Genomic DNA, 17,365 nt, shown 5'->3' with positions numbered 1-17,365 from the left:
GAATCTACCTTTGACCGGCTCTGGCCGGCCAAAGGTAGATTCCTTCCACGGCGTGCGACGGGGCCGGCACCCGGCGCACGGGAAACCCGATAGGTGGAACCGAAGGTGCGGGATCGCCGACAGGTGACGCCCGCCGCCGCGTACGTCCGCCGTCGCCGCCGTTTGAACACCAACGGGAGTAGCGGGAAAGCCGATAGGCGCCAACCGGTAGGGCGGGTGCGTCGACGGTGAACCCGAGCCCGCTGCGTACCTGCGTCGTCGCCGTCTGTACAGCAACCGGAGTAGCGGGAAACCCGATAGGCGCCAACCGACGGGTCGGCGAAGCCGATAAGTAGTAACCCAAGGAAACGCAGAGCCGATAGGCGCCAGCCGGAGTAGCGGCAAAGCCGGTATGCCCTAACCGAAAGATCGGAGTAGTCCTACCCGATCCCCAAGCCACGCTTGATGAACTCGACCTGCAGCAGCTGCAGGTTCTCGGCGACCGTCTCCTGCGGGGTCATGTGCGTGACTCCCGTCAGCGGCAGCACCTCGTGCGGACGTCCTGCGGCGAGCAGCGCGGAGGACAGCCGCAGCGAGTGTGCGACGACGACGTTGTCGTCGACCATGCCGTGGATGATCATCAGGGGTCGTTCGAGGGCGCCCGCGAGCTCGCCCAGGGAGTTGCGGTCGTACACCTCGGGCTGTTCATCGGGGTGTCCGAGATACCGTTCGGTGTAGAACGTGTCGTACAGGCGCTGGTCGGTGACGGGCGCTCCGGCGACTGCGGTGTGGAAGATGTCTGGGCGCCGCAGCACTGCCATCCCTGCGAGGTATCCGCCGAACGACCAGCCCGTGATCGCGACGTGTCCGGTGTCGACGTCGTCGGGGTACGCGTGTGCGACCCCCTGGAGGGCGTCGACCTGGTCGTCGAGGGTGGCCACGAAGTTGTCGCGGACGCTGCGGTCCCACGCCGGCCCGCGCCCCGGCGTACCGCGACCGTCCGACACGATCACACAGAAGCCTTGGTCGGCGAGCCACTGCGGCAGCAGGAACCCGCGCGACGACTTCACGTTGCGGAGTGCGTGTGGTCCACCGTACGGATCCATCAGCACGGGTAGTCGCCTCGCTCCGCGTACGTGGTCGCGCGGGAAGAGCACTGCGGCGTGCAGATCGCGGTCGCCGACGGTCACCGACGACACGTTGGGTCGGAAGCCGGGATCTTCAGCCAGGTTTGAGATCTGACCGATCTCGGCACCTTCGCGGTACACGGTGATCGAGCTCGCACCGACGTCAAGCGCCGAGCGTACGACGACCATCGTCGCGCCGGCCGCCGATCCGTTGTGCACGCCGCCGCCGGCGGTGAGGCGGTTGACCGAGCCGTCGAGCCCGATGCGGACGAGGTGGAGCTCGGTGGGGTCGTCGTTGGCCGTCACGAGCACGCCGCGGTCGTCGATCGCGAGCACACGGCGTACCTGCAGGCCGACGGGGCTGATCGGCTCGCCGTCGAGCGCTACGCGGTTGGTGTCCTCGCTCGGCTCGACCGTGACGAGTCGGCCGTCCGGCGCGTACGCCGGCACGCCGACGAACAGGTCGAGCCAGGTGTCGTCGTGCAGCTCGCGTACGAGGGAGGTGGATCCGGACTCGACGTCGAAACGTCGGATCTGTACGGCGCGCTGATCGCGTGACATCACCTGGAGCAGGGGTCCGCCGAACGCCGACCAGCCGACCCGGGTGAGATACGGGTACGCGTCGTCGTCCCAGTCGAGGCGACGGCGGGTGCCGTCGAGGGTGATGTGCCACAGGCTGACGTCGGCGTTCGTGGAGCCCGCGGCAGGGTAGCGGTGGCGAACGGGCTCCGACTCCGGGTTGGCGGGGTCGGCGACGTACCAGACCGGTACCGGCGTGTTGTCGTACCGCTCGACGAGCAGCGACTCGCCGTCCGGCGCCCACCAGAACCCGCGGTAGCGCTCCATCTCCTCGGCGGCGACGAACTCCGCCTGCCCCCACACGACCTCGTCGCCGTCCGGCTCGACGAGTGCGCGGTCCGATGCGCCGTCGACGTCGATCACCCGCAGCGCGCCGTCGTTCGCGTACGCGACGGTGCGCCCCGTCGGGTCGATGTGCGGGTCGATGACCGGGCCGTTCGACGGCAGCCGGCGGGCTCCTTCACCCGCTACCTCGGCCACCCAGATCGCGCCGGACAGCGCGAACGCGGCGACACTCGCGGTTGCGTCGGTCGTGTAGCCGACGATGCCACCCGCGGTCTCTCGACTGCGCTCGCGCCGAGCCCGCTCCTCTGCCGACAGTTCCTCACCGGAGTCGCCGAGCAGCTGCGCGGGATCCGCGATCAGCCGCTCCTGCCCGTCGGCGACGTCGTACGACCAGAGGGCACCGGTACGTGACGTGCCCGATGGTGTGCGTACGAACAGCACCCGCGACCCGTCGGGCGTGACCTGGAGGTTGCGGGGCGTGCCGAGCGTGAAGCGCAGCGTGCGGGCGTACATGCGCGGAAAGGACGGAGCGTCAGTCATGCTGGCACCATAGGGTGTCGAGCCCGAGACCGACACCGCCGGACCGACGGAGGAGCTATGCGCCGTATCACCCGCCAGCAAAGGATCCGCGTCGTCGCAGGGGGGTACGCAGCGCTCGGCGCGGTCGGAGCCGCGGTTCCTGGTCGGGTCCCTGAGGTGTTTCGTGGGTCCGCGCCGACGGCGGCGTCACGTACGGAGATCAGGGCGGTGTATTCGGGGATCTCGTTCGCATTCGCGGGTGCCCTACTCGCGGCCGGCCGTGGCTCGCGCGGACGCGGGGCGGTCGACGCCGTCGCGGCGGCGACTGCGGGCATGGCGGCAGCCCGGGTGGGCGGTGCGGCCCTGGAGCGGCGGCTCGATCCGTGGCCGACCGGAGTCTTCATCGCCATCGAGGCCGCGGCGGCCGCGGCCCTGTTGTGGCCCGACCGGTGACGTGCTGTCTGCGGCACGACCTAGTGCCCTGCGTTCGAAATACCTTGACGTCCTTCGCCGCCCAGGCGGCGCCCCGCCGCGTCCTCGTCGTCGGAAATAGGGCCGACTATGCCTGTCCTCCTCGTCCTTGCGGATGCATCCACCTGAACGACGCCTGCCGTGAAGCCATTTCAAACGCAGGACACTAGGCTTTGTCCCATGACAGATCGCCGCCTCCTGCTCGTACACGCACACCCCGACGACGAAACCATCGGCAACGGCGCCACGATGGCGAAGTACGTCGCCGAGGGGGCCGCGGTCACGCTGGTGACCTGCACACTCGGCGAGCTGGGTGAGGTGCTCGTGCCCGACCTCGAGCATCTCGCGGCGCATCGCGACGACGGGCTCGGCCAGCACCGCATCGGCGAGCTCGACAAGGCGATGGAGATCCTCGGCGTCACCGATCACCGTTTCCTCGGTGGTGCGGGCCGTTACCGCGACTCCGGCATGATCTACGCCGATGACGGCTCGGCGACCGTTCCGCCCGACGTCAGCGACGACTCGTTCTGGCGCGCGGATCTGCTCGAAGCGTCGACGCACCTGGTCGAGGTGATCCGCGAGGTACGCCCGCAGGTCCTCGTCACGTACGACGACTTCGGCGGCTACGGCCACCCCGATCACGTGCAGGCGCATCGGGTGGCGCACTACGCCTCGAGCCTCGCGGCGGTGTCGTCGTTCCGCAGCGAGCTCGGCGAGGCGTGGGACATCCCGAAGATCTACTGGTCGGCGATGTCCGCGTCGCGCATGCGTGCGGGCCTGCGCGCACTCCGTGACGCCGGCGACACGACGACGTTCGAAGGCATGGATCCCGACGCGCTGCCGCCGATGGCCGTGGAAGACGCCGACCTCTCCGCCGAGATCGACGGCGCGGCGTACGTCGACAAGAAGCTGGACGCCATGCGTGCCCACGCCACGCAGATCGCCGCCGACAGCCCGTTCTTCGCGTTGTCCGGCAGCTTCGGCAACCAGATCTGGGCGACCGAGCACTATCGCCTGGCGAGGGGTGTCAGCTCCGCCGCGGACGGCGAGCTGGAGTCCGACCTGTTCGGCGGCGTGGCAGGGCACTAGCGTGCCGGTTCGCCGACTCGTCATCCGCGTGGCTTTGGTCCTGGCCGGCGCGGTCGTGTGCCTGGCCGCACTCGTCGCGCACCGGCACCAGTGGTCGCTGGCGGGCATCGACCTGCCGTGGGGTCTCGTGCTGGCCCTCGGCACGACGTATCTCGTCGTCCGTGCGGGCGCGCTGCTCGACGCCGGGCGTGCGGGTGCGGTCTGCGTCGCGGCCGGGTGGGTCGTGGCGTTCTTCTACCTGTTCAGCGGCCGTCCCGAGGGCGACTACCTGTTCGCCTCCGACTGGCTGGGCTACAGCATGCTCATCGGTGGCCTCGTCGTGGTCGGGGCGGCAGTGGTCGTGTCGATGTCCGGTCCACCACCGGCGGTACGCGACCCACGGCATACCATTTAGATGTGTCTCAACCCGTCGACCAGTCCGCGTTCCGGGGCGCACTCGGGCGGTTCGCAAGCGGCGTGACGGTGGTCACGACCCGCGTCGACGGCGAAGACCACGCGTTGACCGCGAGCGCGTTCACGTCCGTCGCACTCGACCCACCGCTCGTGCTCGTGTGCATCGACCACAAGAACCGCTTTCATGCGGCCGTCTCGGCGTCGCGTACGTGGGCGGTGTCGATCCTCTCGGAGGAGAACCAGGCGGCCGCGACGTGGTTCGCCACGCGTGGCCGGCCCCTCGAGGGCCAGCTCCACCGGGTGGAGCATCGCCCCGCGAAGGTGGTCGATGCGGTGCTCATCGACGGCGCGCTCGCGTGGCTGGAGTGCGAGACCTGGCAGACCTACGACGGTGTCGACCACACGATCGTCGTCGGCAGGGTCGTACACGCCGAGGTCGGTGACGGCGACGATCCGTTGCTGTACTACCGCTCCCACTATGCGAGCCTCGTACGCTCCGACGAGAGCGAGAAGGCCGGCGGCGGCATCGCCGACTAGCGCCGCCGCGGCACCGCTGGTTCGGTAGAATCCGCGCTGGCCCGCGCCCACCCGCCGGCTCGTGTCAGGCTAGTGCCCTGCGTTTGAAGTACCTTGACGTCTTTCGCCGCCCAGGCGGCGCCCCGCGGCGTCCTCGTCGTCGGAAATAGGACCCACTATGACCTTCCTCCTCGTCCTTGCGGATGCATCCACCTGGACGACGCCTTCCGTAAAGCCACTTCAAACGCAGGACACTAGGAGCAGACGTACGTGATACCAACACCATCCGGGCGTGAGCTCAAGAAGCGTGAGCGCCGCGGCACGTGGTACGCGATCATCGGGCTCGTCATCCTCCTCGGCGGGCTGTACGTCGCGGGACACTTCCTGCTCGGCAACCGGTTGCCGACGGGCACGCGGATCGCCGGCGTCGGGGTGGGCGGTCTGACGCCGGAGCAGGCCGAAGCCCGGCTCGAGGCCGACCTCGCGCCGCACACCAAGCAGACGCTGACCTTCTACTACGAGGACCTCGAGTACGAGATCAAGCCCGAAGACATCGGCCTCGAGCTGCACATCGAGCAGAGTGTCGCGTCGGCGGGCGGAGGCCGCACGTGGAACCCCGTCGAGATGCTGGAGACGATCGTCGGTGCCGATCGACTCGACCCCGTCGTCACCGTCGACCAGAAGTCGTTGGACAAGAAGCTCGACGAGATCGCCTCCGATATCGACGTCGCGCCCGTCGAACCGAGAGTCCGGTTCCAGGGCAACGAGACCGACGTACGACGGTCCGAGCCGGGACGCCAGGTGAATCGTGCCGCGCTCGAAGACCTCGTCCGCGAGCAGTTCGTGCAGGACCACCAGCCCGAGGGGATACCGGTCGCTACCGATAAGCCGAACGTGACCGGCGCCGAGCTGAACGCCGCTCTCGACGGCAAGGTCAAGACCGCCGTCGGTGCGCCCGTCCGCATCCGCGTCGCGGGTGAGCAGTTCACGCTGTCCGCCGCCGACGTCAGGTCGATGCTCTCGTACGTCTCCGCCGACGGGGAGCTCAGCGCGAGGATCGACAACGACCGGTTCCGCCAGCTCGTCAAGGCGAACACGAAGGACGTTCGCAAGCCGGCCAGGCCGGCAACCGTCGTGATCCGCGGAGGTGCGCCGAAGGTCGTCGCCGATGTTCCCGGGCGTGGCGTGCGCACCGGCGACGCCGGCCCGAGGCTCGTCCGGGCGCTCGAGCGACGCTCCGCGAAGCTGCGGGTCGTCGCGCTGGAGCGGACGACCACGCGGGCCGGCTTCCGCACCGACGATGCGAAGCAGCTCGGCATCGTGGAACGGGTCGGGTCGTACACGACGCGGTTCCGGCGTGGCCGCGGTGTCGACGTCGGCACCATCGCGGGGAGCGTCGACGGCACCGTGCTGCGGCCCGGCGACACCTTCTCGTTCAACCGGTCGGGTGGGCGGCCCGGCAGGTCCGGCGCCAACGGCGACGGCGCATCGCAGGTCGCGTCGACCGTGTTCAACGCGGGACTGTTGGCAGGGCTCGGTGTGCCCGAGCGGCACGCCCACCACTCCTACGTCTCCCGGTTGCCCGTTGGCCGCGATGCGGCCGTCACCTACGGCGGACGCGACCTGCGGCTGAAGAACGACACCGGGCACGGCGTGCTCATCTCCGCCCGGGCGGACGCGGGCGATCGGCGTACGAAGGTGCACGTCGAGCTGTGGAGCACCAAGCGGTGGAACGTGAAGCTCGACACCGGGTCGCGCCAGAAGGTCAAGCGCCCGGTGCGCCACCTCAAGGGCAAGCGCTGCTCGCCACGGCCTGGAGTTCCGGGATTCTCCATCGAGGTGGTGCGCACTCTCGTACGCAATGGCGACGAGGCCCGCGACCACACCTTCTCGTCGACGTACGAGGCCGTGCCGCGTATCCGCTGCCACGGCAGGCGCTGACGCTCGCGGGCGTCACCCGCGGTCGGTGGCCGCCTCCGCACGCTCGGCGGTTCGCCGAGCGCGTAGCGCGGCCGCGCGTACCGACTCGAGCTCGCCCTCGTTCGCGGCCACCAGGGAGCACGCGACCTCGGCCGTCGCCGCGGCGAACGATGCCGCGCCGGCAGCGTCGAAGCGAAGGTTCGGATTGCCGTTCTCGGTCAGCTCGGCGGCGAGGTCGGCGATGTCGGCCGCGACGTATGCGATCGTCTCCGGCCACGACGCCGCGTCCTTCCAGGTCGGCGTCGTGTCCTTGTCGTCGCGGCGCGCGTCGAGCACGGCGGCGTACGACGCGGCGTCGAGCGTGACCAGCGGCTCCAGCCGGTTGCGGAGATGATCCGCGCGCAGGGCAAGCTCTTCCGCGCCGTCCATGCGCGCGATCGAACGGCGCGCCACCTTGGCGGTGAGCGCCGCCGCGAGGGCGCCCGTCGCTGCCGCCATCGAGCCGGCCGCGGGCACGGGGTCGGCGCCGCCGACGTCATCGAGTAGCTCCTGCAGGGGGCGTTGCAGATAGTCGCCCGACTGCCAACTCATCAGGTTCGTCACCTCGTCATGAGAGACCGACGATATTTCCCTCGTCGTCGATGTCGATGCGCTCGGCCGCGGGCGACGACGACAGCCCGGGCATCGTCTGCATGGTCCCACAGATCGGGTAGATGAACCCGGCGCCGACCGACGCGCGTACCTCCCGTACGGGCAGCCGCCAGCCCGTCGGTGCTCCCTTGCGGGTCGGGTCGTCGGTGAGCGAGAGGTGGGTTTTCGCAATGCACACGGGCAGATCGCCGAACCCGTTGTGCTCGTACGACTCCAGCTGCCGGGCTGCGAGCGGCGAGACGTCGATGCCGTCGGCACCGTACATCTCGCGCGCGATCGTCTCGATCTTGTCGGCCAGCGGCATATCGTCGGGGTAGAGACGTTGGTACGTCGACGGCTGGTCGCAGGCTTCTGCGACCGCCTGCGCGAGGTCGATCGCGCCCTTTCCGCCGCGCGTGAAGTGGTTGCTGACCGCCGCGTAAGCGCCCTCCTCCGCCGCGATGTCGAGGATCGCCTGCTGCTCGCTTTCGTAGTCGGTCGGGAACGCGTTCACGGCGACGACGGGGTTCACGCCGTGCCGCCGGATGTTCGCCAGCTGGCGGCGCAGATTCGACGCGCCCGCGTACACATCGTCCGGGTTCTCGACCAGCATCGCTTCGGGCAGCGGCTTGCCCGCAGTGACGCGGTACTTGCCCGAGTGCGTCTTGAGGTCGCGTACGCCCGCGACGACGACCGCGGCGTCGGGGGTGAGACCCGACGCGCGGCACTTGATGTTGAAGAACTTCTCCGCGCCGATGTCGGCGCCGAAGCCCGCCTCGGTGACGAGGTAGTCACCGCCGTGGATCGCGATCAGGTCGGCGACGACGGATGAGTTGCCGGTCGCGATGTTGCCGAACGGCCCGCAGTGGATCATCACCGGCGTCTGCTCGACGGTCTGCATGAGGTTCGGCTTGATCGCGTCGCGCAGCAGTACGCACATCGCGCCGGCGACCTTGAGCATCTCGGCGGTCACGGGCTCGCCGTCGACGTTGTATCCGACGACGATCCGGCCCAGCCGCTCCCGCAGGTCGCGCAGCGACGTGGACAGCGCGAGCAGGGCCATCACCTCGCTCGCGGCGGTGATGTCGAAGCCCGTCTCGGCGGGTGTGCCGTTCGTACGACCGCCGAGTCCGGTCACGATCTGGCGGAGCTCGCGGTCGTTGATGTCGAGTACGCGCCGCCAGGAGACGGCGTGCGGGTCGATGCGGAGGGCGTTGCCCTTGTGGATGTGGTTGGCGAGCATTGCGGACAGCAGGTTGTGGGCGGCGGTGACCGCGTGCATGTCGCCCGTCAGGTGCAGGTTGAGCGACTCCATCGGGATCACCTGGGAGTAGCCGCCACCAGCGGCCCCGCCCTTGATGCCGAACGTCGGCCCCATCGACGGCTGGCGCAGCGCGACAACCCCGAGCTTGCCGATGTGCTTGAAGCCCTGACCGAGGCCGACTGACGTGGTGGTCTTGCCCGTACCGAGCGGCGTCGGCGTGATCGCGCTGACGACGACGTACTTGGCGCGCGGTCGGTCGCGCAGCTCGTCGATCGCATCGAGTGAGACCTTCGCCGCCGCGTTGCCGTACGGCTCGAGCAGATGCGGGCCGATCCCCATCTCGGCGGCGACCTCAGTGAGTGGACGCGGGACGGCGGCCCGGGAGATCGCGAGGTCGGACGGGATGGACGTCGCCGACTCGGTCATGGTGGCCTCCTCTTCGGCTTGTTGCGGATCGCGCAACAAACGACTGGATAACGCAACACTCCTGGCTCGATTCTGACCCGGGACCGACCGGGTCGGCAAGGGTTTCGCGATGTTGCGGCTTCCGTTCGTCCGCGAGTGGCGCAACTCCGTTGCTGAAACGCCCTGCAAGCAACGGATCTGCGCCACTCGCGAAGCTACGAGCACCCAGTGGTAGCCGTGGATGATCGTGGCGCTGGTGTGAAGGTCAAATCGTGAGGTATCGGTACGTGTGATGGTCGACGAAGCCGTAGCGCGCGTACAGCGCCAGCGCCGCGTCGTTGTGGCGCATCGTCTGCAGGTACGCCTTGTCGGCACCGTGCTCGGACGCCCAATGCAATGACGCGTCGACGATCCGGCGGCCGAGACCCTGGCGCCGATGCGACGGCGCCACCTCGACGGCGCCCAGCCCGGCCCACTCGCCCGTGACCGCGACCCTGCCGATCGCGACGAGCGGGTCGCCGATCCGGAGGAACCCGACGGTCGGAGGACCTTCGAGCACGCGACGCGCGGCCGCGGGCGTACCGGTCGCGGCGCGGCCGTAGAGGGCGAGCCAGTCGTCGTCGACCGTGTCGGCCACCGTGACACCGGACTCGTCGGCGGCGAACGGCAGTGCGTCGCGCAGGTCCGCGACCTGCACGAGCGCGTGGTCGTGCGTACCGCCGATGCCTCGCCAGCCGGCGTCGGCGAAGCCGTCGTCCCAGCGGGAACCGTCCACGACCTGTGCCCTGGGCTGAAGATCGCGTGCCGTGTAGAACGCGTCGACGCGGCTCAACGCGACCGCGAGCTCAACTCCGGGATCGCCGTGGACGGCCACCGAGTTCGCCCGGCCGGTGAAACCGTCGGCCGCCCGCAGCGACCACTCGCCGAGCGCCTCCAGCTCGATCGGCGGCCAGCCCCGTGTGCAGATCCGAGCCAGCTCCGAAGGCGCGAAGTCCATCGCCGGTCGGGTACGCCGGCGCCGGGCGCCGTCGGGTACGCGTCTCGCCGTGACGACGTCGGCCAGGCGTACGTCGACCAACTCGCCGTCGCGTCGCTCGATCGTCGCGTGTCCGTCGCCGAGGGCGACGACACGGCCGATGACGTCCGTCATCGCCGGGCCGCCGGTGGGTCCGACCTCACCCGGAACGAGTCGGCGCACGCTCACGCGTACGCCCAGCATCGACTCGTCGAGAGGCATGTGTACTCCTGTCCGTCAGGTGGACCTCACTGCCGACGCCTGTGGGCCACGCGTGATACTAGGTGGAGACGGACGAACCCGGTTCGTCACCGCGACTCTAGGAGGAATCCGTGACGTACGTCATCGCGCAGCCGTGTGTGGACGTGAAGGACCGCGGATGCGTTGACGAGTGCCCTGTCGACTGCATCTATGAGGGCAAGCGGATGCTCTACATCCATCCCGACGAGTGCGTCGACTGTGGCGCGTGCGAGCCCGTATGCCCCGTCGAGGCGATCTTCTACGAGGACGACACACCCGAGGAGTGGAAGGACTACTACGCGGCGAACGTCGACTTCTTCGACGACCTCGGCTCGCCGGGTGGCGCGGCGAAGATGGGTGAGATCGACAAGGACCACCCGATGATCGCCGCACTGCCGCCGCAGAACCAGGACTGACCTCGCAACGAGGAAACCGGTGCGAGAACGGTGACGACCATGGACACCCGGGTGCTGCGGCGCGCGGTCTCGCGACGCCTTCCCGACTTCCCATGGGACCGCCTGACCGAGGCGAAGTCGCGCGCGGCCGCCCATCCCGACGGCATCGTCGACCTCTCCATCGGTACGCCCGTCGACTCCACGCCCGATGTCGTCCAGCGCGCACTCGCCGAGTCCGCGGACTCGCCCGGCTATCCGACGACGGTCGGCACGCCGGAGCTGCGTGAGTCGGTCGTACGTTGGCTCGGGCGCCGCTTCGGTCTCGATGGTGTCGACGTCGAGGGCGTGCTTCCCGCGATCGGCTCGAAGGAGCTGATCGCCGGTCTGCCGGTGCAGCTGGGCGTCGGCCCCGGCGACACCGTCGTCATCCCGACGCTCGCGTACCCGACGTACGAGGTGGGTGCGGCTCTCGCGGGCGCTGATGTCGTCGTCAGCGACTCGACCGCAGCACTCGGTCCGCAGGCACCGGCCATCGTGTGGCTCAACTCGCCGTCGAACCCGACCGGCCGCATCCTGCCGGCGAAGCACCTGCGCAAGGTCGTCGAGTGGGCCCGCGAACGCGGCACCCTCGTGGTGAGCGACGAGTGCTACCTCGAGTGCGCCTGGGAGGGCGAGCCGCCCGTGTCGGTGCTCGACGAGGAGGTGTCCGGCGGTTCGTTCGACGGCATTCTCGCGGTTCACTCGCTGTCGAAGCGCTCCAACCTCGCCGGCTATCGAGGTGGGTTCGCGGTCGGCGACCCGCGCGTGATCGCCGAGCTGCTCGCCGTACGCAAGAACCTCGGGCTGATGATGCCCGGCCCGCAGCAGGGCGCGCTGGTCGCGGCGCTCGAAGACGACTCCCACGTCGACGCGCAACGTGCGAGGTACGCCGACCGACGCAAGCGGCTTCGGGCCGCCTTCGAGTCGGCCGGGTTCCGGATCGACCACTCCGAGGGTGCGCTCTACCTGTGGGCGACGCGTGCCGAGCCGTGCCTCGAAACGGTCGCAGCCCTTGCCGAGCGCGGCATCCTGGTCGCGCCGGGTGACTTCTACGGCGCGTCCGGCGCGCGGCACGTACGGATCGCGTTCACCGCGACCGACGAGCGGGTCGCGGCGGCCTGCGAGCGCCTCTGACGGCGCTGCCTGCTTGACTCGTTCGCCTGACGGCGATTGCCTGACGTACGAGCGCCCGCCGTCCCGGATGAACGGAGCCCCGATGAACGATGTCCCATCTGCGGCCGGCGAGCCACCGTACGGGAGTCCGCGCGACGACGGCTGGGTCGAGTTCAGCGTCGGTGACGCGCTCGGATTCGGCTGGTCGAGGTTCTGGGCGAATCCGTTGCCGTGGCTAGGACTCGTAGTCGCCTTCCTGGCGATCAGCATTGCGGTCGAGTTCATCGTCAACGGCTTCGAGCTCGAGATCGACGACGTCACCGAGCCGGTAGGGTTCTCGGGCGCCGCTCTGCTCGGCTCGATCCTGTCCGGGATCGTGACAGTTCTGATGACTGCGGTGTTGACGAAGGCCGCGCTGGACGAGACGTACGGCCACAAGGCGACGATCGGCGGTGCGCTCGATGTTCGCAACGTGATGGCGCTGCTGCTTGCCTCGGTGATCGTCGGCGTTCTGACGGCGGTCGGGCTGCTCCTGTTCATCATCCCCGGCCTGGTCGTCATGTTCCTGACCTATTACGCGATCGCTTTCGTGCTCGACAAGAACCACGACGCGATCACGGCGATCAAGGCGAGCGCATCGCTGGTCTCCGCGAACGTCGGGAGACTGCTGCCGCTCGCGCTCGCCGTCGTCGGCATCAACATCGTCGGAGCGCTGGTGTTCCTCGTGGGTCTGCTGATCACGATCCCGATCACGACGCTCGCGACGACACACGCGTTCCGCACCGTGCAGGGCGAGCGGGTCGCCTGACGCTTGCCGCTAGGCGCGCGAACCGTAGCGAAGTCCGTCGAGCAGCAGCTCGACCATACGCTGTCCCTTCTCGGGCCCGTCGGCGTTGCCGGGAACGGACAGCATCGCGATCGCGTGCAGCAGCTCCGTCGGGTCGACGTCGGGGCGGACCTCACCGGTTGCCGCGGCGGCGTCGAGGAGTGCGCCGAGCGCGGGACGCAGGCGCTCGGAGAAGTACGTCGGCAACGGGTCGAACGCGGGGTCGCCCGAGTGGAGGGCCGTGTGGAGCCCGCGCTTGGCAGCGATGAAGTCCAGGTATCGCCGCAGCCACCGGGTCAGGGCCTCGCCGGGCGGGTACTCGGCCGCCAGCGTCGGGGCGGCGTCGGCGCAGGCATCGACCTCGTGCCGAAACACGGCGACGACCAGATCCGAGCGCTGCGGGAAGTGGCGGTAGATGGTGCCGACGCCGACGCCGGCACGGGATGCGATCTGCCGCATCGGAGCATCCACGCCCGCCTCGGCGAACACGGCCTTTGCCGCCGCGCGTACCGCGTCGACGTTGCGCTGTGCATCGGAGCGAAGCCGGCGTGGCGCCCGCTCGGTCGACTCGGTGTCGGGCACGTCCCTCCTCGGGTTGATAACTGGAACAGTGTTCCGTATAGTTCCGGAAAGGCGTTCCGGTTATCGCTCAGCCTACGGCATCGCGGAACGGCGCACACCTCGACCACATTTCAGGAGGCAGCCATGCAGTACCGCACGCTCGGACGAACCGGCATCAAGGTCAGTCCCTACGCGCTCGGCGCGATGATGTTCGGACCGTTCGGCAACCCCGACCACGAGGATGCGACGAAGATCATCCATCGGGCCCTCGACGCGGGCATCAACTTCATCGACACGGCCGACGCGTACTCGGGCGGCGAGTCCGAGGAGATCGTCGGCAAGGCGTTGAAGAGGTGTCGCGACGACGTCGTACTCGCCACCAAGGCACGGCTCCCGATGGGCGATGACCCCAACCGACAGGGAGCCTCCCGGCGCTGGCTGGTGCGTGCGCTGGACGACTCGCTGCGACGTCTGGACACCGATCACGTCGACCTGTTCCAGATTCACCGGCCCGACCCCGACACGGATATCGAGGAGACGCTGTCGGCTCTCACCGATCTGGTCCGTGCCGGCAAGGTACGCGCCATCGGCAGCTCCGCCATGCCGCCGTCGGAGATCGTGGAAGCACAGTGGGTCGCCGAGCGCCGCGGCCTGCAGCGGTTCCGTACGGAGCAGCCGAGCTACTCGATTCTCGCCCGCGGTATCGAGACCGAGGTCCTCCCGGTCGCCGAGCGTTACGGCATGGGTGCGTTGGTGTGGAGCCCGCTCGCGAAAGGGATGCTCACGGGGCGGGTGCGGAAGGGGCAGCAGACCGACCTGCGCCGCGCCGCCATGCCCGCCTTCGCCGACCAGTTCGGCGACGAGCGTCGACTCGACGTCATCGAACGGCTCATCTCCTTGGCCGACGAGGCCGGCGTGAAGCTGACACATCTCGCGATCGCCTTCGCCATCGCACACCCCGGCGTCACGTCCGCGATCGTCGGGCCGCGCACGATGGACCACCTCGACGACCTGCTCGCTGGCGTCGACCTCACCCTCTCGGACGAAGTCCTCGACAAGATCGACGAGATCGTCCCTCCGGGCACCGACATCGGAACCCGCGACGTGGCCGCGTACGTCCCCCCGGCTCTCGCGAGCCCGAGCCTGCGCCGCCGGCCGGTCGACGAGCGGGCAGCCGCCTGATTCCTTGATCGTCAACCGAGAAAGGACCTATGAGCATGTCGACCAAGCAGCACCCCATCGGAACCGGCTTCGATGCGGCCTCGACCGCCGCCGACGTCGTTGCCGGCGTAGACCTGTCCGGCACGAACGTCGTCATCACCGGTGGCCACGCGGGAATCGGTCTGGAGGCCACTCGTGCCCTGGCCAGTGCCGGTGCGTCGGTCACGGTCGCGGCCCGCAACGTCGACCGCGCGACGGCCGCGGTCGCGGGAATCGAGCGCGTCGTCGTCAGTCAGCTGGATCTACTCGACCCGGCGTCGATCGACGCCTTCGCCGGCCGCTGGCTCGACTTCGGTCATCCACTGCACATCCTGATCAACAACGCCGGTGTGCCGGCACCTGCCGAGCTCGTCTCTGATGCGCGTGGCTACGAGGTGCAGTTTGCGACCAACCATCTCGGGCACTTCCACTTGACTCTCGGCCTACTGCCCGCGCTACGCGCGGCGGGTCGCGCACGGGTGGTCAATGTGTCGTCCGGCGCGCAGAGGTTCGGCGAGATCCGCTGGGACGACCCGCACTTCGCCGACGGCTCGTACGACCCCAACGTTGCGTACGCCCAGTCCAAGCTCGCGAACGTCCTGTTCGCCGTCGAGCTGGACCGCCGGTTGGCGAGCGAAGGGGTCAACGCGTACGCGGTGCACCCGGGCATCGTCGTCGGCACGGCCCTGAACAGCGCGGCCGGTGCGGAAGGTCTGCGCGCAATGGGGCTCGTCGATGACGCCGGCCGGCCGATCATCGATCCCGCGCATGGCAAGAAGACGCCCCAGCAGGGGGCGAGCACGACCGTCTTCGCGGCCACCAGCCCGCTGCTCGCCGAGATCGGCGGGGTCTACCTCAGGGACAACGACATCTCGCCGTTGGACGACGAGCCGAGGCCGATGTCCCCTGACGGGCCGCCGACCGATGCGATGTCGCACTCCATCGATCCCGCCTCCGCCGAGCGCCTCTGGGTGCTGAGTGAGGAGCTGGTCGCCGTCTGAGGCAGTGTCGCTGTCTACCAGCTCCCTCGTCGGGCGGCGCATCTACCCCGAGCCGGGGGCCGGTTTGCGGGCCTTCACCCGGTCATCATGGCCCTGCGGACACATTCGCGGAGCAGGCTGCGCCGCCGTTCGTGGAGCTTCTGCGGTTCGTCGGCGGTTGCCGCGTAGACGTTGCTGACAGGCGACCACGCCATGGACATCGTGATGACCATGGCCATCACGTCGAACGGGTCACCCTGCACTACGACGCCGGCGGCCTGCGCATCGGCGATGGCTCCCAGTTTGTGGTCGTCGAGACGGTCCGGCGCGTCGACGAGATGACCGGATGGGCGGCGCTCGAGGCGCGCCCAGGTTGCCAACCGGATGAGGTCGGGACGACGAAGGTATTCGTCGTAGAGGCGTACGGCCCAACCCGCGAGGTCGGTGGCGTCGATCGGGACAACGTTGACGATTCGTTCCAGCGAATCGGCGAAGATGGCGTCGAACAGCCCTTCCTTGTTGCCGAAGTAGGCGTAGAGCTGCGCCTTGTTGGTCGTCGCGGCGGCAACGATCCGATCGACGCGCGCACCGGCGATCCCGTGTTCTGCGAACTCCTGCGTCGCCACGTCCACAATGCGCTCCCTGGTGGCGGCGCCGCGGGACGTCATCGGTCGATCGGCCATTTCACGAGGATAGCAAACAGACCAGTCGGTTTGTTTTCCGTTGCGCCACGGGTTAGTGTCAAATAGACCGAACAGTCTGTTTTGGGAGTACGTATGAGAGGCACAACTGGGTGGCGGGCGGATGACACCGCCACGCTTCGGCGAGTGACCCTCGAACGTCGCGAACTGCGGCCCGACGACATCGCGGTGCAGGTGAACTACTGCGGCGTCTGCCATACCGACCTGCATGCAGTCCGCGCCCATACCGGCAGAGGAGGCGCGCCGTTGGTGCCGGGCCACGAGTTCACCGGAGTGGTGACCGACACGGGTACCGACGTCACTGCATTCGCCGTCGGGGACCCGGTCGCCGTCGGCAACATCGTCGACTCGTGCGGAGTCTGCGGGATGTGTGCAGCCGGCCAAGAGAACTTCTGCCGGGAATTCCCGACGCTGACCTACGGGGGAACCGACCGCCACGACGGGACGACCACCCTGGGGGGATACGCGCGCGAGTACGTCGTGCGCGATCGATTCGCGTACCGGTTGCCTACCGGCCTCGACGCCGCTGGCGCCGCCCCGCTGTTGTGCGCCGGAATCACGGTGTGGGAGCCGCTTCGCGCGCTTGGCGTAACCTCTGGCACCCGCGTTGCCGTGATCGGGCTCGGCGGTCTCGGCCATCTCGCGGTGAAGCTGGCTGTGGCACTCGGCGCCGACACCACGGTCGTCACCCGCTCCGCAGGCAAGGCCGACGACGCTCGTCGACTCGGCGCCCACGACGTTCTGGTCTCCACGGAGTCGCAACAGATGGACGGCGCCCGTGACCGGTTCGACGTAGTGATCGACACCGTCTCCGTTGCCCACGACCTGGAGCCGTATCTCCGCCTCCTCGCCATGGACGGCACGCTCAGCCAGGTCGGGTACCTCGGGCCGCTGACCGTGCAGGCGACCGATCTTCTCATCGGGCGCAAGAAGCTCAGCTCAGCGGGAAGTGGCGGCCGTCCCGCGACCGCCGCCATGCTGGACTTCTGCGCCGAGCACGGGCTCACCGCCGACATCGAGCTGCTGCCGTCGGGACGCGTCAACGAAGCCTTCGACCGCCTGCAGCGCAACGACGTCCGTTACCGCTTCGTGCTCGACCTGTCCGACCTGTAGAAATG

At 68.9% G+C, this 17,365-nt stretch carries 17 protein-coding genes; 11 read left to right on the top strand and 6 right to left on the bottom strand.

All coding sequences use genetic code 11. From position 1 onward, the window contains the following. Nucleotides 1-419 precede the first annotated feature (419 nt). A complete protein-coding gene (locus L0C25_RS03810; protein WP_271635072.1) occupies nt 420-2,510 on the bottom strand; it encodes a S9 family peptidase in 2,091 nt (696 codons plus the stop codon). A 57-nt stretch (nt 2,511-2,567) separates the two neighbouring features. Between L0C25_RS03810 and L0C25_RS03805 the strand changes: the two genes are divergently transcribed. From L0C25_RS03805 to L0C25_RS03785, 5 genes are all read left to right on the top strand, one after another. Further along, nucleotides 2,568-2,942 carry a DUF4345 family protein gene (locus L0C25_RS03805; RefSeq protein ID WP_271635070.1) on the top strand — a complete coding sequence of 125 codons (375 nt, stop codon included), beginning with the start codon at nt 2,568-2,570 and terminating at the stop codon, nt 2,940-2,942. A 198-nt stretch (nt 2,943-3,140) separates the two neighbouring features. Continuing rightward, entirely contained in the window at nt 3,141-4,049 is a 909-nt protein-coding gene (mshB, locus tag L0C25_RS03800; RefSeq protein WP_271635068.1) for an N-acetyl-1-D-myo-inositol-2-amino-2-deoxy-alpha-D-glucopyranoside deacetylase, read from the top strand. A gap of 1 nt (nt 4,050) precedes the next feature. Next, the gene (locus tag L0C25_RS03795; protein WP_271635066.1) at nt 4,051-4,443 is read left to right on the top strand and encodes a DUF6113 family protein; all 393 of its coding nucleotides are present in this window, start codon (nt 4,051-4,053) and stop codon (nt 4,441-4,443) included. A gap of 2 nt (nt 4,444-4,445) precedes the next feature. Next, nucleotides 4,446-4,979, top strand: coding sequence for a flavin reductase family protein (locus L0C25_RS03790; protein WP_271635064.1), 534 nt, complete (start codon nt 4,446-4,448; stop codon nt 4,977-4,979). Nucleotides 4,980-5,228: 249 nt separating this feature from the next. Beyond that, the gene (locus L0C25_RS03785; RefSeq protein WP_271635063.1) at nt 5,229-6,899 is read left to right on the top strand and encodes a VanW family protein; all 1,671 of its coding nucleotides are present in this window, start codon (nt 5,229-5,231) and stop codon (nt 6,897-6,899) included. Nucleotides 6,900-6,911: 12 nt separating this feature from the next. On the opposite strand, the gene L0C25_RS03780 is transcribed toward L0C25_RS03785, so the two are convergent. The 3 genes from L0C25_RS03780 to L0C25_RS03770 all read right to left on the bottom strand — a co-directional run bounded on the left by L0C25_RS03780 (nt 6,912) and on the right by L0C25_RS03770 (nt 10,414). Then, entirely contained in the window at nt 6,912-7,469 is a 558-nt protein-coding gene (locus L0C25_RS03780) for a cyclodeaminase/cyclohydrolase family protein (protein ID WP_271635061.1), read from the bottom strand. Between the two features lie 16 nt (nt 7,470-7,485). Next, nucleotides 7,486-9,198, bottom strand: coding sequence for a formate--tetrahydrofolate ligase (locus tag L0C25_RS03775; protein WP_271635060.1), 1,713 nt, complete (start codon nt 9,196-9,198; stop codon nt 7,486-7,488). A 244-nt stretch (nt 9,199-9,442) separates the two neighbouring features. Next, nucleotides 9,443-10,414, bottom strand: a complete 972-nt coding sequence (locus L0C25_RS03770) for a GNAT family N-acetyltransferase (protein WP_271635059.1) — start codon at nt 10,412-10,414, stop codon at nt 9,443-9,445. A gap of 110 nt (nt 10,415-10,524) precedes the next feature. Here L0C25_RS03770 and fdxA point away from each other — a divergent pair, with 110 nt between their 5' ends. The 3 genes from fdxA to L0C25_RS03755 all read left to right on the top strand — a co-directional run bounded on the left by fdxA (nt 10,525) and on the right by L0C25_RS03755 (nt 12,787). Then, nucleotides 10,525-10,848 (top strand): ferredoxin, encoded by a 324-nt coding sequence (gene fdxA, locus L0C25_RS03765; RefSeq protein WP_271635057.1) that lies wholly within the window; start codon nt 10,525-10,527, stop codon nt 10,846-10,848. Between the two features lie 39 nt (nt 10,849-10,887). Then, nucleotides 10,888-12,000, top strand: coding sequence for a succinyldiaminopimelate transaminase (dapC, locus tag L0C25_RS03760; RefSeq protein WP_271635056.1), 1,113 nt, complete (start codon nt 10,888-10,890; stop codon nt 11,998-12,000). A gap of 82 nt (nt 12,001-12,082) precedes the next feature. Next, nucleotides 12,083-12,787, top strand: coding sequence for a DUF2189 domain-containing protein (locus L0C25_RS03755; RefSeq protein ID WP_271635055.1), 705 nt, complete (start codon nt 12,083-12,085; stop codon nt 12,785-12,787). A gap of 9 nt (nt 12,788-12,796) precedes the next feature. On the opposite strand, the gene L0C25_RS03750 is transcribed toward L0C25_RS03755, so the two are convergent. After that, nucleotides 12,797-13,387, bottom strand: coding sequence for a TetR/AcrR family transcriptional regulator (locus L0C25_RS03750; RefSeq protein ID WP_271635054.1), 591 nt, complete (start codon nt 13,385-13,387; stop codon nt 12,797-12,799). A gap of 123 nt (nt 13,388-13,510) precedes the next feature. On the opposite strand from L0C25_RS03750, the gene L0C25_RS03745 reads away from it, so the two are divergent. Together L0C25_RS03745 and L0C25_RS03740 are read left to right on the top strand one after the other, a co-directional pair. Beyond that, nucleotides 13,511-14,548 carry an aldo/keto reductase gene (locus L0C25_RS03745; RefSeq protein ID WP_271635053.1) on the top strand — a complete coding sequence of 346 codons (1,038 nt, stop codon included), beginning with the start codon at nt 13,511-13,513 and terminating at the stop codon, nt 14,546-14,548. 35 nt (nt 14,549-14,583) lie between these two features. Then, on the top strand, nt 14,584-15,567 hold the full coding sequence (locus L0C25_RS03740) for an SDR family NAD(P)-dependent oxidoreductase (RefSeq protein WP_271635052.1): 984 nt from the start codon (nt 14,584-14,586) through the stop codon (nt 15,565-15,567). 74 nt (nt 15,568-15,641) lie between these two features. Here L0C25_RS03740 and L0C25_RS03735 read toward each other — a convergent pair whose 3' ends face one another. Then, on the bottom strand, nt 15,642-16,445 hold the full coding sequence (locus tag L0C25_RS03735) for a TetR/AcrR family transcriptional regulator (RefSeq protein WP_271635051.1): 804 nt from the start codon (nt 16,443-16,445) through the stop codon (nt 15,642-15,644). On the opposite strand from L0C25_RS03735, the gene L0C25_RS03730 reads away from it, so the two are divergent. Then, nucleotides 16,374-17,360: an NAD(P)-dependent alcohol dehydrogenase gene (locus L0C25_RS03730; protein WP_271635050.1), complete on the top strand. Its 987-nt coding sequence runs from the start codon at nt 16,374-16,376 to the stop codon at nt 17,358-17,360. The genes L0C25_RS03735 and L0C25_RS03730 overlap by 72 nt on opposite strands. Nucleotides 17,361-17,365: the final 5 nt, after the last annotated feature.

This window comes from Solicola gregarius (genome assembly GCF_025790165.1).
Classification (GTDB): Bacteria; Actinomycetota; Actinomycetes; order Propionibacteriales; family Nocardioidaceae; genus Solicola; species Solicola gregarius.
Note: the sequence above shows the minus strand (reverse complement) of the source record. Positions and strands in the feature narration are given on the sequence as shown.

Coding starts and splice junctions, on each gene's coding strand:
- L0C25_RS03770 (WP_271635059.1), bottom strand. CDS start 10,414: ATGCCTCTCGACGAGTCGATGCTGGGCGTACGCGTGAGCGTGCGCCGA.
- L0C25_RS03805 (WP_271635070.1), top strand. CDS start 2,568: ATGCGCCGTATCACCCGCCAGCAAAGGATCCGCGTCGTCGCAGGGGGG.
- mshB (WP_271635068.1), top strand. CDS start 3,141: ATGACAGATCGCCGCCTCCTGCTCGTACACGCACACCCCGACGACGAA.
- L0C25_RS03735 (WP_271635051.1), bottom strand. CDS start 16,445: ATGGCAGACGCCGCAGTAGTTCACCTGCACCGCGATGTCGTCGGGCCG.
- L0C25_RS03810 (WP_271635072.1), bottom strand. CDS start 2,510: ATGACTGACGCTCCGTCCTTTCCGCGCATGTACGCCCGCACGCTGCGC.
- L0C25_RS03740 (WP_271635052.1), top strand. CDS start 14,584: ATGTCGACCAAGCAGCACCCCATCGGAACCGGCTTCGATGCGGCCTCG.
- L0C25_RS03745 (WP_271635053.1), top strand. CDS start 13,511: ATGCAGTACCGCACGCTCGGACGAACCGGCATCAAGGTCAGTCCCTAC.
- L0C25_RS03755 (WP_271635055.1), top strand. CDS start 12,083: ATGAACGATGTCCCATCTGCGGCCGGCGAGCCACCGTACGGGAGTCCG.
- L0C25_RS03780 (WP_271635061.1), bottom strand. CDS start 7,469: ATGAGTTGGCAGTCGGGCGACTATCTGCAACGCCCCCTGCAGGAGCTA.
- L0C25_RS03775 (WP_271635060.1), bottom strand. CDS start 9,198: ATGACCGAGTCGGCGACGTCCATCCCGTCCGACCTCGCGATCTCCCGG.
- dapC (WP_271635056.1), top strand. CDS start 10,888: ATGGACACCCGGGTGCTGCGGCGCGCGGTCTCGCGACGCCTTCCCGAC.